This is a genomic window from Streptomyces morookaense (assembly GCF_013030945.1).
Taxonomy (GTDB): Bacteria; Actinomycetota; Actinomycetes; order Streptomycetales; family Streptomycetaceae; genus Streptomyces; species Streptomyces morookaensis.
This window is the reverse complement of record NZ_JABBXF010000070.1, coordinates 1-14,535: the sequence shown is the minus strand read 5'-3', so window position 1 is coordinate 14,535 and position 14,535 is coordinate 1. Positions and strand designations below refer to the sequence as shown.

The 14,535-nt window shown below is 74.5% G+C and carries 12 protein-coding genes; 5 read left to right on the top strand and 7 right to left on the bottom strand.

Annotated elements, in window-relative coordinates; all coding sequences use genetic code 11:
• Both HG542_RS25895 and HG542_RS25890 read left to right on the top strand, forming a co-directional pair.
• A partial coding sequence (locus HG542_RS25895) for a DUF998 domain-containing protein (RefSeq protein ID WP_306665341.1) occupies window positions 1–668 on the top strand: 668 nt, incomplete at its 5' end.
• Entirely contained in the window at window positions 665–1,627 is a 963-nt protein-coding gene (locus HG542_RS25890; RefSeq protein ID WP_171085476.1) for a hypothetical protein, read from the top strand. The genes HG542_RS25895 and HG542_RS25890, both read left to right, overlap by 4 nt.
• Before the next feature lie 13 nt (window positions 1,628–1,640).
• Here HG542_RS25890 and HG542_RS25885 read toward each other — a convergent pair whose 3' ends face one another.
• Complete coding sequence (locus HG542_RS25885) at window positions 1,641–4,457, bottom strand: glycosyl hydrolase (protein WP_171085474.1); 2,817 nt, start codon at window positions 4,455–4,457, stop codon at window positions 1,641–1,643.
• A gap of 221 nt (window positions 4,458–4,678) precedes the next feature.
• Here HG542_RS25885 and HG542_RS25880 point away from each other — a divergent pair, with 221 nt between their 5' ends.
• Complete coding sequence (locus HG542_RS25880) at window positions 4,679–6,061, top strand: condensation domain-containing protein (RefSeq protein WP_171085472.1); 1,383 nt, start codon at window positions 4,679–4,681, stop codon at window positions 6,059–6,061.
• Window positions 6,062–6,231: 170 nt separating this feature from the next.
• Window positions 6,232–7,566: a wax ester/triacylglycerol synthase family O-acyltransferase gene (locus HG542_RS25875; protein WP_171085478.1), complete on the top strand. Its 1,335-nt coding sequence runs from the start codon at window positions 6,232–6,234 to the stop codon at window positions 7,564–7,566.
• 7 nt (window positions 7,567–7,573) lie between these two features.
• Here HG542_RS25875 and HG542_RS25870 read toward each other — a convergent pair whose 3' ends face one another.
• The 6 genes from HG542_RS25870 to HG542_RS35425 form a co-directional block, all read right to left on the bottom strand.
• Window positions 7,574–8,032 (bottom strand): hemerythrin domain-containing protein, encoded by a 459-nt coding sequence (locus HG542_RS25870; RefSeq protein WP_171085471.1) that lies wholly within the window; start codon window positions 8,030–8,032, stop codon window positions 7,574–7,576.
• Between the two features lie 77 nt (window positions 8,033–8,109).
• Window positions 8,110–11,232, bottom strand: a complete 3,123-nt coding sequence (locus tag HG542_RS25865; RefSeq protein WP_171085468.1) for a hypothetical protein — start codon at window positions 11,230–11,232, stop codon at window positions 8,110–8,112.
• Complete coding sequence (pqqE, locus tag HG542_RS25860) at window positions 11,142–12,389, bottom strand: pyrroloquinoline quinone biosynthesis protein PqqE (protein ID WP_171085467.1); 1,248 nt, start codon at window positions 12,387–12,389, stop codon at window positions 11,142–11,144. Before pqqE ends, HG542_RS25865 begins: the two co-directional genes overlap by 91 nt.
• Window positions 12,386–12,613, bottom strand: a complete 228-nt coding sequence (gene pqqD / locus HG542_RS25855) for a pyrroloquinoline quinone biosynthesis peptide chaperone PqqD (RefSeq protein ID WP_229922457.1) — start codon at window positions 12,611–12,613, stop codon at window positions 12,386–12,388. Before pqqD ends, pqqE begins: the two co-directional genes overlap by 4 nt.
• Window positions 12,614–12,679: 66 nt before the next feature.
• Window positions 12,680–13,378 (bottom strand): pyrroloquinoline-quinone synthase PqqC, encoded by a 699-nt coding sequence (gene pqqC, locus HG542_RS25850; RefSeq protein WP_227723906.1) that lies wholly within the window; start codon window positions 13,376–13,378, stop codon window positions 12,680–12,682.
• The gene (locus HG542_RS35425) at window positions 13,375–13,503 is read right to left on the bottom strand and encodes a hypothetical protein (protein WP_255316213.1); all 129 of its coding nucleotides are present in this window, start codon (window positions 13,501–13,503) and stop codon (window positions 13,375–13,377) included. The genes pqqC and HG542_RS35425 overlap by 4 nt, the downstream gene beginning before the upstream one ends.
• A 107-nt stretch (window positions 13,504–13,610) precedes the next feature.
• Between HG542_RS35425 and HG542_RS25845 the strand changes: the two genes are divergently transcribed.
• Window positions 13,611–14,535 (top strand): PrsW family intramembrane metalloprotease (locus HG542_RS25845; protein ID WP_171085461.1); only part of this gene is annotated, 925 nt, incomplete at its 3' end.

Genomic DNA, 14,535 nt, shown 5'->3' with positions numbered 1-14,535 from the left:
CGGCCGGGCCGGCCGCCGCCCGACGGCCCGGGGCCGGTGCGCGCGAGGCGTGGGCCGCGCTGCTGCTGACCGTGGCGGCGGTGGTCTACAACGACTGGCTGCTGGAGTTCCTCCTGCCCACCGGGCTGGACCCCCGGCACTCCTACGTCAGCGAGCTCTACGCGGCCGACCAGCGCTTCCGCGTCCTGTTCGGCAGCATCGAACTGGCCGCAGCGGCGCTCGTGGCGGGCGGGGCGCTGCTCGCGCGCGGCCCCGCCCCCGGCCGGTGGGCCGCCGCCGGTTGGTGGTCGCTGGTGGCGTTCGGCGTCTCGTCCGTCGCGGACGTCGTCGTGCCGATGCGCTGCGCGCCGTCGGTGGAGCGCGGCTGCGAGGCCGTCAACCCCTGGCACACCACCACCAGTGCCCTGGTCCACGCCGCGCTGTTCGCCTCGATGGCCCTGCTCGTCGTCGCGGCGCGCACCGGCCGCCCCCCGATGCCGCTGGTCCGCCGCCGGGGCCCGTGGGTGCTCGCCGCGGCCATGAGCACCGCGCTGGCCACGGTCGGACCTCTCTTCGGCAGGCCGGGCTGGCACGGAGTCCCGCAGCGGGCCCATCTGGTGCTGGTGGGCGTGTGGTTCGTACTCCTCGCCGCCGCCCTGCGGTCCCGGCGGGGCAGACCCCTGCCGTGAAGCAGGAGCCGTCCCCGCACTGCAGCCGCCGCACCCTCCTGTCCGCCGCCGCCCTCGCCGCCGCGGCGGGCTGTTCGGGCACCCGTCCGCACCCCGGCCCGGGCGGCAGCACGTCCTCCGCCGCCTTACCGCGGACGACGCCCTGGGAGCCGGGTCCCGGCGAGATCCGACCGGACGTCGAACTCCGTGCCGTGCAGCTGGTCGAGGCGCTCGGCACCTGGTCCCGCGGCGGCGCCGGCACCGCCCCGGCCCGCGCCCGGACAGCCGCGCTCGGGCTCCCGGCGGATCTGGCCGGGCAGGCCGGTCCGCTCCTGGCCGGCGCGGACGAGGCCGCCCTCCAGGTGACCGACGCCCAGTACGGCGGAATCCTCGCGGACGCGGCCGGCGTGCTGGTCGTCTGCCGCCAGTGGCGGCGCACCGGCGGCGGACCGGCCGTGGCGGACGGTACGACCGTGGACGTGCGGCTGGCCCGGGCGCAGCCGCGCTGGACGATCACCGCCCTGCACCCCGCCGATCCCGGACCGCCCGCCCCCCGACTGCCGGACGCGGCACGGTCGGTGCTCGCCCACTCCCGCATCCGCCTGCCCCCGGCCGCCGAGGCGGACATCCGCAGCGGCACCGTCCACGCCGGCGTGCTCACCGCACTGCTGCACATCGCCGACCGCTACCGCATGGACGTCGGCGTCGTCCGCTCGGGACATCCGCCGGACGTCTTCGGCACCGACCGGCCCAGCGACCACCCCAAGGGCCGCGCCGTCGACGTGTGGCGCATCGACGACCGGGCCGTGGTCGACCCGGCGACACCGCGCGGCCTCGTGGAGGGCTTCATGCGCGCCGCCGCGGCCGCGGGCTCGTACAACGTCGGCGGGCCCTGCCTGCTCTCCGGCGGTGCCACGGCGGACCAGTTCTTCTCCGACGACACGCACCACGACCACGTGCACATCGGCTTCTCCGCCTGACGGTTCCGGCGGTTCACCACGTCATCAGGGTCACGGGCCCGTGCATCCCGTACGGCTGCCGCGCCGTGCCGGCCTGCGACGTGCTGGTCACGCGCAGGCGGTTGCGCAGCGTCGTGGCGACCTCCACCGCCAGCGTGTTGCGGCCCGCCCTGAGCCGGCCGCCGAGGGCGACCACGGGCCGGATCTGGTCGACGGGCGGCAGTTGTTCGCCGTTGAGGGTGACCCGGAACGTGCCGTGGATGTCACCGAGGTCGAGCAGGGCGGTGTGCCGGCCGTCCTCGACGGTGAACTCCGTGGTGTACGTGCCGATTCCGGAGACGTCCTGCAGCTCCGGGATCTGCGGCCACGGCGTGAGCGCGTCGAGGCGCAGGTCGTGCCGGACGTGTTCCGTCTGCGTCGCGGAGGCGCCCGGGCGCCAGTCGTCCACCGTCAGCCGCCAGGAGGCCAGTTCCTGCCGGCGGGCCCCGCCGGGCACGGCCGGGGTGCCGGCGGCGTCCACGGGTGCGCCGGTGCCGGGCCCGGGCGGGGTGTCCCGGCACAGTGCGACCAGGGCCGTCTGCCGCGGCGCAAGCCGGACGGTCACCTCGGTGCGGCCGGGCTCGCGGGTGTGGCAGGCGAGCGGGTGCACCTGTCCGGTCCAGGCGTCGAGGACGTACGGACGCCCGCGCCCCTCCAGGGACATGCGCGTCTCGGCCTGCGCGGTACCGGGGTTGAAGAACCAGTGCAGTTCCCGGTCGTCGTCCCGGCGGTGCACATGGAGCAGGCCTGCGCCGGTGGCGGGCTCGGCCGAGGGCCGCACGCCCAACTGCCGCAGTGCGCCCGGGACATCGGCCTCAGTGGCGACGTGCCGCACCCGCGGGTGGGCGAGCAGCCGCTGGACAGCCGCCCGCACCGCCGTGTCCCGGCGCTCCGCGTCGTGCGCGTACGGGGTGCGCTCCGGCGGGTCGCCGACGACGATGACGGCGAGCCCGGCGCGGGCGTGCGCCAGGATGCGCTCGGCGGCGGGGACGTCCAGCATCTTCTGGCCGTCCAGGACGAGGGCGCGGTAGCCGGGGCCCTGCGGTGCGAGGCGGCCGTTCTCGACCGTGGCCGACGGGAGGGCGAGCGGGCCCGGGCCCACGAACTCGTAGCCGAATCCGGCCCGTTGGAGACCGGTGTCGGGCCAGTGCTGCTGCCCGCCGATGTCCCAGTAGGCGTGCCGGTACACGGCGACGTCGACCTGGGCCCGGCCGGCGTGCAGGGCCGACTGCTGCCGGGTCAGGTACCCGGTGATGTCGGGCATGTGGCGCCAGACCGGCTGCCGCGGTCCCCACGCCTCGGCGAAGCCGGGGGTGTCCGGCTTGGGCGCGGCGAAGGGGGCCCAGCCGGGCCAGGCGGCCCCGGGGGCGTCGGCGTAGGCGAAGCCGTGGATGACGGCCTGGGCGACACCGCCCGCGTAGTTCTGGTGGATGATCTCCAGCATGCGCTGCCAGGTCACTCCGTAGGCGTCCTGCAGGATCACCTCGGTGCGGGCCCCGATCTCGCTGGAGAGCGCGGACCTGCCCGCGAGGTGGGCGCCGCCGGCCATGGCGCGGTAGGCGTCGATCTCGTCGCCGAAGAAGAGCTGTTCGGTCTCGGGCTGGTCCACGTGCGCGGCGGCGGAGGACATGTCGAGTACGGCCCCGTAGGAGACCTGGCAGCGGTGGCGCAGGCCCTGCTCGTGTGCCCATGCGCGGATGCCGTCGAGGTGGTGGCGCTCGTAGAGCTCGGTCAGGGCCTGGTAGTAGTCGTTGCGCACACGTGCCCCGAGCCCGCCGGGCAGGTCGAAGTCGGCGGGGCTGTCAGGGGTGATGGAGGTGAGGGCGCCCTGGAAGGTGTGCAGCCCCGGGATGAAGAGCACCGGCAGGAACGGGGTGAGGTCGTAGCCGCGCGAGGCGCGGAAGTGTGCGGCCATGCCCGGGGTCCAGGGCAGGGCGAAGGAGATCTCCAGGGAGTCCTCGAAGAGGTCGCCGCCCGTCTGCGCGAGCAGTCTGCGCACCGGTGGGGTGAGCAGGTGCTGTTCCCAGTGGCCGGTGACGGCCCGGGTGCCCTCGGCACTGTAGTGGTCCACGACGTGGAAGCGGCCGTCGGTGGCGCCGACGGTCTGGCCGGTGCCGCGGTGCCAGACGGAGAACAGCAGCCAGGTGCCGTCCCGGGGTGCGGTCCAGGTGATCCGGCCGTCGCGGACGTGCGCGGTGAGGTCGGTCGGCGAACCGGGGTCCAGCAGGACGGTCCGGTCGGAGGCGGCGGAGCCCGGAGCGATGCGGGCGGCGGTGACGGCGGCGAGGGAGGCCTTGCCGGGGGTGCGGGGGCGGTGCAGCGGGCCGGACAGGTCGACCTCGATGAGCGGCGGCACGGCGTCGTCGAAGACCGCGCCGCCCTCGACGACCGCCTTGCCGTAGACGAGTTCCTGCGACGCCGCCGTGCTGTCCGTGGTGATGGAGGGGACACCGGCCGGCCAGACGGGGCCGATGGTGAGGTCGACGGTGATGCCGTGGCGGCGGGCCGCGTCGAGAACCGTCTGCAGTTTGCGGTTCCACGTCGGCGTCCCCCAGCCGTACCGGGTCTGGTCGACTCCGCGCGGGGCGAGCACGGCGACCTCCGCACCGCCGAGCCCTGCCTGCGCGATCGCCGCGACTTCGCGGTCGATTTCGGCGTCGTCCATGAGTGCACCCGGCATCCACCACCGTATCCGCGGCCGGAATCCGGCCGCGGGACGGGCGAACGAGCCCTTTTCCGCCGGGGTCCGGGCGGCTGCCGGGACGGCGGATGCGCCGAGCGGCACCGCTCCGGCGACGGCCGCCCCTGTCATTCGCACGAGCGTCCGGCGTGAAATTTCCACCATGGGGAAACCTTTCGCGTGCTTCCAAGGAGCAGTGATCCTAACCCTGTTGACGGCTTTTCAGGCCGGATTGACCGGTTCCGCACCACCCTCGCTAAGGAGATGCGCAGACGTCAGGTACGGACATTTCCAGAGTCCGCGGAGGCCTCTATTCTCTCCAGTCCAGAGGCATTTCCGGCCCGGGAGGAACCGTGCAGCCCTTCAGCCTGATCCACGCCGAGGACCGGGCGCTGCTGCCCCGCACGGCCGAGGACGCCTACCCGGTCGGTGCCCTCCAGACGGACCTGTTCCTCCGCAGCACGAATGCGGCCGGCGACCTGTTCATGCTGCACATGAACGCCGCTTACGATCACGGGGCCCTGCGCACGGCAGTTGAACACGCGGTGGCCCGCCATGACCTCCTGCGCACCTCCTTTCACTTCGCAGGCTATTCCCGGCCACTGCAACTGGTGCACCGCACGGCCGAGGCCCGGACGACCGTGACGGACCTGCGTCCGTACTCCCGCACCGAACAGCAGGATTACCTCGCCGCATGGCGGGAGCAGGAGCGCGGCACTCCCTACGACCGGGCGGTTCCGCCGCTCATGCGCATCGCCGTGCACCTCCTCGGCGACCGGGAATTCCTGTTCTGCCCGGCCTTCCACGAGGCCCTGCTGGACAGCTGGAGCGAGTCGTCATTGATCACCGAAATCCTCGCCGACTACTGGGCGGGACAGGGCGGTTCCCCGCACAGCCGTTCCACGGCCCGGCCCGCGCATCGTTTCGCCGAGTGCATCGCGCGGGAAGAGGCGGCGCTGGGCGACCCGGTGGTCACGGAATTCTGGTCGGCCGAACTCGCGGGCGTGGAACCGCTGTTCCTGCCCGTCGCGGACCGCGGCCTGTCGGACGGCTGCCAGGCCTGCGACTCGGACGCCGCCACGGCGGGATTCCTCGGCATCGACCTCGACCCCGCGCTGTGCGCGGAACTTGCCGCCCTCGCCCGGCACCACGGCACCGGCCTCCGGCAGGTGCTGCTCGCCGTCCACGCCCGGGTGCTGGCCTCGCTCATCGGGCGCGATGAGGTCGTGCTGGCGGTCGAGTCCGACGGCCGCTCCGAGGACGGCGGCGCCGGCACCGACGTCATCGGCGTCCGCCTGGACATGCTGTTCTACCGGCTGCGCACGGCCGACGCCGACTGGACCGGGATGATCCGCGCCGTGCTCGACAAGGAGCACGAACTACGGGCGGTGCAGCACTGCCCGTACCCGGAGGTGCAACGCCTGGCGGGCGCCGGGGAACTGACCGACATCGCCTTCGGCTGGTCGCAGTTCCGCAGCTTCGAGGAACTGCTGGCGGTGACGGACGTCGAGTCGCTGGACGCCAAGGCGCACCTGCGCCCGGATGTCACCCTGCGCGTGTCCTTCACCGAGGACTGTTTCACCGGTCTGCTCTCGCTGGACCTCGAAGCCGACCTGCGCACGGTGGGCGAGGAACAGCTGTGCGCCATCGGCGGGATGTACCGCAACGCGATCGCCTGCCTCGTCGCGGACGCGCGCGGTGTGGGCGCGCGGGACGACGTGCTGGGGGAGCGGTAGGGCCCGTACGAAGGGCCGGCGGAGAACGGTGGCCGAAACCGGCAGGCCGTAACGTGTCGTTAACGTAGCGTGGTCTGGTCGTACTTGACCGTAGTCGATCGAGGGCGATTGACTTCAGCCTCGCCCAGGCCCAGCAGCGCCGTGACCTCGGAGACCCTGTGACCTCTGACGTGACCCCCGAACTGCTCACCCCGCTCGACCTCGCCTTCTGGAACATCGAGTCCGCCGGCCACCCCCTCCACATGGGCGGGCTCTTCGTCTTCGACGCCGACGGCCCGGACGCCGCCCGGCGTGCCGCCGGGCTGCTCGCCGCCCGCGCCGCCCGGATACCCGGGCTCAGGACGCGGATCCGCCCCGTCTGGCTGCCCGTCGGCGCCGCCGCCCGTCATGTCGCCCCGGATTTCGACCCGTTGGACCATGTCCGGCTCGCCGAGCCCGTCCGGGACTTCCACACGGCCGCCGGGATCCTGATGCAGCAGCCCCTGGAACGGGGGCGGCCGCCGTGGGCCGCGCACGTGCTGCCCGGCGCGGACGGCACGTCCTTCGCCGTCCTGTTCACGTTCCACCACGCCCACGCGGACGGCATGCGCGCGGCGTCGTACGTCCTGTCGCTCCTGGACCCCGTCGCCGCCGCCGGTGCATCCGCTCCGGCCGCTGCGCCGCGGAAGCGGACGAACGGCTCCGGACCGGGCCTGCCCGATCTGCGCACGCTGTCGGGCATGGTGCGCGGTGCCGTCACCGAGGCCGGCCGGGGCCTGTCCATCGCCTCCGCCATGGCCCTCGCCGCCCGCGTCGTGCCCGCCTCGCCGGCCCTCGCCTCCCGCGCCAGCGGCGCCCGCCGCGCCGACGGCGCCGTCGTCGACCTGCGCGACGTGAACCGCGTCCGCGAGGCCACCGGCGGCACCGTCAACGACGTCCTGCTCGCCGTGGTCGCGGGCGGCCTGCGGCGCTGGCTCGACAAGCGCGGCGACGGCAGCGGGGGTGTGCGCCCCCGCGCGCTCGTCCCCGTCTCGCTGCGCGACCCGGCCGACCCGGGCGCCGCGGGCAACCGGCTCTCCGGCTACCTGGCCCGGCTCCCCGTGGACGAGGCCGAACCGCTCGCCCGCCTGCGCGCGGTGCGCGAGGACATGGCACGCAACAAGAAGGCGGGGCCCGCCAGCGGCGCGGGCGCCGTCGCGCTGCTCGCCGAGTTCATCCCGTCCCTCGGCCACCGCTTCGGCGGCGGGCTGATCGCCCGCTCCGGCCGGCTGTTCTACGACCTGCTCGTCTCCAGCGTCCCGCTGCGCGGCGCCCGGGGCCTCACGCTCGCGGACAGCCCCGTCCGCGAGGCCTACCCGCTCGCCCCGCTCGCGCCCGGGCAGTCCCTGGCGGTGGGCATCACGACGTACGAGGACCGCGTCTGCTACGGCCTGCTCGCCGACGCCGTCGCCGTGCCCGACCTGGACCTGCTCGCCCGGTCGATCACCGAGGAGGCCACCGAGCTGGCCGCCGCCTGCGGCACCTGAGCCCCGGTCAGCCGACGCGGGCCGCCGACGCCCGCGCGCGGCGGACCTCGGTGCCGAGGTCGTCGAGCGTGTCGACCGGGCACGACTGCCGCAGCTGCGGGAAGAGGACGTGCTCCTCGTGGGAGATGTGCTGGGTGATCTCCCGCTCCAGCGCGCGGACGCGGCCGTCGAAGCCCGGCTCGTACACCCGGCTGGACTCCAGATCCTGGACCATCTCGGCCAGATGCGTCTGGTCGGTGATCTCCTGCTCGGCCGTCTCCCGACCCTGCGGCAGATACGTGCGCACGGCCGGGTAGAGGTACTGCGCCTCGGCTGCCGAGTGCCACATCAGCCGTGCGGCCACGTCGTCCAGCAGGGTCTCGCGCGCGGTGTCCTCGAGGCGGGTCCGGTGGAACTGGTCGAAGAGCCCTTCGAGCGCGCGGTGGTCGGTCTCGAGTTCCTTGATGACGTCGTTGTCGCGTGCCATGACACCATCCCTGGGTAGAGCTTTCCCTTCCACCGTGCCACGGGGGGACGTCCTTCGCCTGTGACGACGGACGGTGCTCAGGCGGTGAGCAGTCCGTACACGTGCAGGGCGCCGGAGAAGGTGCCCAGATACACCTTGCCGCCGGCGATCGTGGGCGCGGCGAACTTCGCGAACGAGCCGACGTCGTCACGGGCCGGGTGCATCTTGCTGTTCCACAGCTCCTGGGTGAGGTCGGTGGCCCGGTAGACCCGCAGGACGCCCTCGACGACGGCGTTGTTGGCGTTCGCCCGCCACGGGTGCGAGGCCCACAGCAGCCCCGTGGCCGGGTCGGTGCCGTGGGCCGAGAGCGAGAGGATGCCCCCGGGCATGCCGGGCGCACCGCCCGGCACGCCTGCCGGGTCGGTGGTGGTGCTCGTCGACACGGCGGCGGTCTCCAGCCGGCCCCCGGCGAACCGGTACGCCCGCAGGAACGCGTTCTCCGGCCACACATAGATCCACGGCCCGCCCGGGAAGCTCCAGTGGACGGCCCCGCCGTGGAGGTGGTGGGACTGCGCGTCGGGCGGCACGACGTAGAAGCTCTGGACGATCTGGCTGTCGGATCCGGCGTGGAAGTGCCCCATCGCCCGGGTGTCCAGCAGGTAGAACTTGCTCTCCTTGCCGCCGCTGAGCAGCAGGTGCGTCCCCGGGATCAGCAGCGGCCCCGCCGAACCCAGGTCGGCGTCCGCCGCGTCGAGCGCAGCATTGTCGAACGGCGAGAACCAGTCGGCCACCGCGAGGTCGGGGGTGAGCCTGATGATGCTGTCGCCCAGGTTCGAACCGTCCGGCCGGAAGCCGCCGTTGCCCGTCGCGGCGTACAGGAAGCCCTCGTCGTCGACGGCCGGGCCCTGGCCCGCCTGCCAGATGCCGCCGAGCCCGGTGTCCGGCGTGGTGATGTACACCCCGGTCCGCCGCAGCGTGCCGGCGTCGAAGCCGAACACCCAGCCGTGGTACGGGCCGCGGTCCCCGTAGGACGCGAACGCCACGTAGACCCGCCCGTTGGCCAGGGTCAACGCCGCACGCTGGAGCTGCCGGTGGCTGGTGAAGGCGATCCGCCCCCCGCTGCTGCCGTCGCCGCCGCCCGGCACCGTGGCGGCGATCCGCACCGGGCCGCCGAGCACCTCCTGCCCGCTGCCGAGATCGAGGGCGTGCAGGGAATGGTGGTACCCCTGCCCGTCCTTGGTGAAGGCGACGGCATAGAGCACATTGCGGCCGAGATCGATGACCGGCGTGCTGACGATGCCGACCTCGACGGCGATGTCCCGGTAGGAGCCCGGGCCGATCTCCGGATCGGGCAGCGGGACCGCCGGGCCGAGCGAGGCGTGCCACAAGGGTGCGGCGGCAGCAGGGTCGTCCGCGTCGAAGGCGTACACGCTGTTGTGCATCGTGGCCGCGTAGACCACATTGCGCCGTCCGTGGCCCGCCACGGCCACGCCCGAGACGTGGAGCGGCTGGGCGTAGAGATGGCCGTCGACGGCACGGCTGAACAGCTTGCCGAAGCCGGTGGGTCCCACGGTGGCGGGGGAGAGCGCGACCTCCAGCAGCTGGGCGCCGGTGCGCCGGTTGTCGTTGTGCTGCGTCGTGACCGACACCGGGCCGGACGTCACCTGCGCGGGCGGCCCGAAATCGGTGACGACGGAGGCGATCCGCTGCCGGGCGGTCACCGTGTCGCCCACGTCCAGTGCGACGCCCGGCAGTTCGACGGGGACGGTGCCGCCCGCGGCGCCGGCGGTGCCCCGCCAGCGGCCGTTGACGTACACGTCCGTGTCCGCACCGGGCACGAGGCCGCCGACGACCGGCGGCAGGCACGCCCCGAGCGGGGTGCGCACGTGCGGCGGCCGTACGTCCCCCAGCGGCCGGACCGGTACGGGCACGGAACGGGCGCTCGCCAGGCCGCAGTACACCTGCAGCGCGACGACACGGTCGCCGTCGGCGAGCAGCGGGGCCACGGGGACCGCGGCCTGCGCCGTGTGCACGTACCGGCAGCCGACCGGCGCGTCGAGGGCGGTGGAGAGGACCAGCACCAGCGCCCCCGGGTGCACGTTGCGCACCCGGACGTGCGCAGCGCCGGCGGTCAGCGGGGCCACGACCACGGGCGCGGGCAGGGCCGCGGGCGGTGCGGCGACCGGTACGGGGGCGGACTCGGCGGCGTGGCCGCCCAGTTGCTGACGCGCCGTGATGCGGCTGCCGCGCGGCAGCGGCGGTACGTCCAGGTCGGCCGTCGGCCGGAAGGCCTGCGCGGTGCCGAGCGGCGTGCCGTCGGCCAGGACGGTGAGGAGGGCGCCGGGGACAAGGCCCGTCAGCCGCAGGGAGGTTGCGCCCGCGCAGAGCGGTCCGCCGACCGCCGGCGCGGGCAGCCGGGAGGCCGGGGCGACGTGCACGGGCGGTGCCGCGCCGCTCACCGTCCCGCAGGCGGTGAACTCCTGGACCACCGAGACCTGTTCGCCCTCGGCCGGTGCGGGCACGCGGAACGTGAGCGTGGCGAGGTCGAAACAGGCCTGCTCGCCCGGCGTGTTGTCGCGCAGCAGCGTGACGCGTGCGCCCTCGCACACCCCGCTCACCGTCACCCCCGGCTGCCCGGCGAACAGCGGCCCCGGCAGCACCGGGGGCGGCAGCGGCCGGGGCGGGGCGTCGGGCAGCGGGCTCGGTGTGGCCGCGCCCGGGGTGCCGCACGCCGACTGCCGGGCGACCAGGGCCCGTCCGGCACCGACCGGGCCGAGCAGCGCGATGCGGGCCGTCCCGTCCGGCGCGGGCGCGCTGCCCAGGACGAGCGGCCCCTGCTGCACGGTCACCGTGGCACCGGGCACCGCCCCGTCGACCCGCAGGCACTGCCCGCACGCGTACACGTGGCTGCCGAAGCGCAACGGGCCGACGGTGTCGGGCCGCTTCTGGACGACGACGGGCTGCACGGATGCGGGGCTGGTGCGGCCGTCGCGGGTCTGGGTCGCGGTGATCCGGTCGCCGGGCCGCAGCGCGACACCCGGGCCCAGCGGGAACGTCTGGTCGGGCCAGGCCGCGACGCCGCCCCCGACCGGCATCCCGGAGACCGTCGGCGAGCCGTTGACGCGCAGGGTCACCCGGGCACCGACGAGCTGGTGGCGGACCCTGACACAGGCGCTGCACTCCGACAGCGGGCCGAGCACGGTGGGCGGCAGCAGGGACATGTCGGCCTCCGGGAGCCTGCGGGGCGGGACGAACTGTGCGGGGCACGGCAGGAGTTCAGCCCGCAGGGGGGGGACCGGCGGGGGACGGGCTCGGCGGGCCGCTCCCCGGCGTCCCGGACGATCCCGGTCACCAGGGCGTGGTGCGGCGAGAGGCGGCAGACCGGGTCGGTGGCCGCGGCGTCGCCCGTCAGCTGGAACGCCTGGCAGCGGCAGCCGCCGTGGTCGAGCTCCCGGCGCGGGCAGCTCCGGCACGGCTCGCGCATCCAGTCCGTTCCACGGAAGCGGTTGAAGGCGGGCGAGCGGAACCAGATCTCTTCCAAGGGGGCTTGACGTACCGTCAGGAAAGCCAGGCCGGAGATCTGCGCCGCGGCCGGGCAGGGCAGCACCTTCCCGTCGGGGGCCACGGTGAGCTGGCGCGCACCCCAGCCCTGCATACAGGGCTTGGGGACATCGTCATGCAGGTCGGCGGGCACGTACACGATCTCCGGTCGTCCGTCGCCCAGGCGTCGGCGCGCGGCCCGCACGGCGGCCTCGGCGGCGTCGGCCTGTTCGCGGGTGGGCAGCAGGGCACGGCGGTTGAGCAGGGCCCAGCCGTAGTACTGGGCGTTGGCCAACTCCAGCCGGTCGGCCCGCAGATGCTCGGCGAGCGCGACGAGCGCCGGGACGCTGCCGATGTTGGCGCGGTGCAGCACGGCGTTGACGGTCAGCGGCAGCCCCGCCCGGACGACCAGCGCCGCGGCCGCCAGCTTGCGCGCGTGCACCGGGCGGCCCGCAATCGCATCCGCCTCCGCCGCCCGCGCGTCCTGCACGCTGAGCTGGACGTGGTCCAGCCCCGCCGCCGTCAGCGCGGCCAGCCGGGCGGCGGACAGGGCCTGGCCGCCGGTGATGAGGCTCGTGTAGAGGCCGATGCGGTGCGCGTGCGCGACGATCCCCGGCAGGTCGCGGCGCACCAGGGGCTCGCCGCCGGACAGATGGACCTGCAGCACGCCGAGCGCCCGGGCCTCGTCGAGCACCCGGCACCACTCCGCGAACGCGAGCTCCCCGGCGGACGCGCCCGGGTCCACGGGGTTGGAACAGTAGGCACAGCGCAGCGGGCAGCGGTACGTCAGCTCGGCCAGCAGCCCGAGGGGCCTGCCGTCCTGCGGCGCGGCGCTCATCGGCCCGTCTCCGTCGGGTCGTCGGGCTCGATCAGGTGCCGCCGGGCCAGTCGGCGGACGAACTGCTCGACGTCCTCGGCGGCCACGGCCGCGTACCTGCGCGACAGTGCCGCCGTGATGCCGTCGACGTCGGCGGTGCCGTCGCACAGCGCGAGCACGGCCGCGCCGGTCTCGTTGAGCAGCAGGACGCCCTCGGGATGCAGCAGAACTCCCGTGTCCCGCACGGGGTCATGGCCGAGCCTGACTCCCCGGCACAGCCGCCAGCGGACCCCGCCCCCGCCCGCCACGCGTCACCCCGTCCGGCCCGCGTGGTCGACGGCGTCGAGCATGCTCCACAGCACGTCGCACTTGAAGGCCAGGGCCGCCAGCGCCGCGTCCTGCTCGCTGCGGGTGGTGCAGGAGGCCACGACCACCGCGAGGGCGTGCTGCGCGTCGGAGGCGGCGGTCTGCGGGCGCGTGGCGTGGTAGCCGTGCCCGGAGGGGGTGATCCACGGGTAGTGGGTGCGCAGCGCGGTGAGCCGCTGCCGCATCAGCCCCGGCGAGAACAGCTCGGTGAGCGAGGCGGCGACGGCCTCGGTCCACGGGCGCGTGCGGGCGAAGTGCACGTAGGCATCGGTGGCGAAGCGCACGCCCGGCAGGACGTGCCGCTCGTCGAGCACCTCGGCCCGGTCCAGACCGGTGGCCTCGGCCAGCGCGAGCCAGCCGGCCAGCCCGCCGCGGCCCTCGGCCGTCCCGTCCTGGAAGGAGATCCGCTGGACCCAGCGCCGGCGCACCGCCGGCACGGGGCAGTTGGCGACGACGGCCGCGTCCTTCTGCGGCAGCCATTTCTGGTAGTACCAGCGGTTGGCGGCCCACCGCTGCAACTCCCCGCGGCCCAGGGTGCCTTCGTGCAGGCGGAGGTGGAACGGGTGCTTGTGCCAGTACCGGTCGGAGTGCGCGTGCAGCGCCGCGGTGAACTCCCCGGCACCGAGCGCGGCGGCGCCCGTCACCGGCGGCCGGCGTACGCGGTGACCTCGTGCGCGAGCTCGACGTCGGTGCAGGCCGGAGGGAACCAGGCCGGCAGCGGGGCGGCCTCGGCCGATGGCGTGTCCGGCGCGGGCAGGTCGTTTGTCATGGCACATCCCCCTTCGTCACCCGTCCGTGTTCCAGAGTCGGCGCGCCGGGACACCGCCGCAATCACTGGAACGGGTGACGCGGGGGCGGGCGGAGCAGGAGTCGGTTATGAACGACACCATGAACCACTCCGCGCACCCCCCGGCCCCCCGCCGGGGGCTCTGGCTGCACTGGCTCGTCTCCGGGCTGGGCCTGTGGATCCTCGCCGTCGTCGTCACGTACTTCACCCAGAACACCAACCTGCTGCCCATGCTCATCCTCCTGGGCAGCTTCCTCGTCCCCGGCTGCTTCGCCCTGTGGGCGTACGAGCGGCACGGCCGGGCCCTCGGCATCGATCTGCTGCTCGGCTGCTTCTTCGTCGGCGGCGTCCTCGGTGTGCTGGGCGCCTCCGTTCTGGAGTACTACCTGCTGCACCCCTCGGTCCGGCTGTTCCTCGGGGTGGGCCTGATCGAGGAGGCGGTCAAGGCCTGGGCCCTGATCCTGCTGGTCCGCCGTCACCGCGAGGCGCGCGGACTGCGTGCCGGACTGGTGCTCGGCGCGGCGGTCGGCTTCGGGTTCGCCGCCCTGGAGAGCGCGGGCTACGCCTTCAACGCGCTGCTCACCGAGCGGGGGCTCTCGCTGAGCGGCCTGATCGAGACGGAGCTCCTGCGAGGTCTGCTGGCGCCCTTCGGCCACGGCCTGTGGACCGCGATCCTGGGCGGCGTCCTGCTCGCCCACCGCGACCCGGACGGCCGCTTCCGCTTCCCGGCGCCGGTGGTCCTCACCTACCTCGGGGTGTCCGTTCTGCACGCCCTGTGGGACTCGATGAACGGCATCGCCGTCTGGCTGGTGTACGCCCTGACGGCCAGCGGCGGCCAGCGCGAGCTGTTCGCCCTCGGCTACATCCCCCGCCCGACGAACGAGCAGAAGCACCTCTACACGCTGCTCTCGGACGGCGGGCTCGTGGTCGTGGCCCTCGTCGGGGTGGCGTGGCTGCTGGCGCTGACCAGGGGGCGCGGGGAACGCCGCGCGGCGGCGCCGCCCCCGCAGTGGG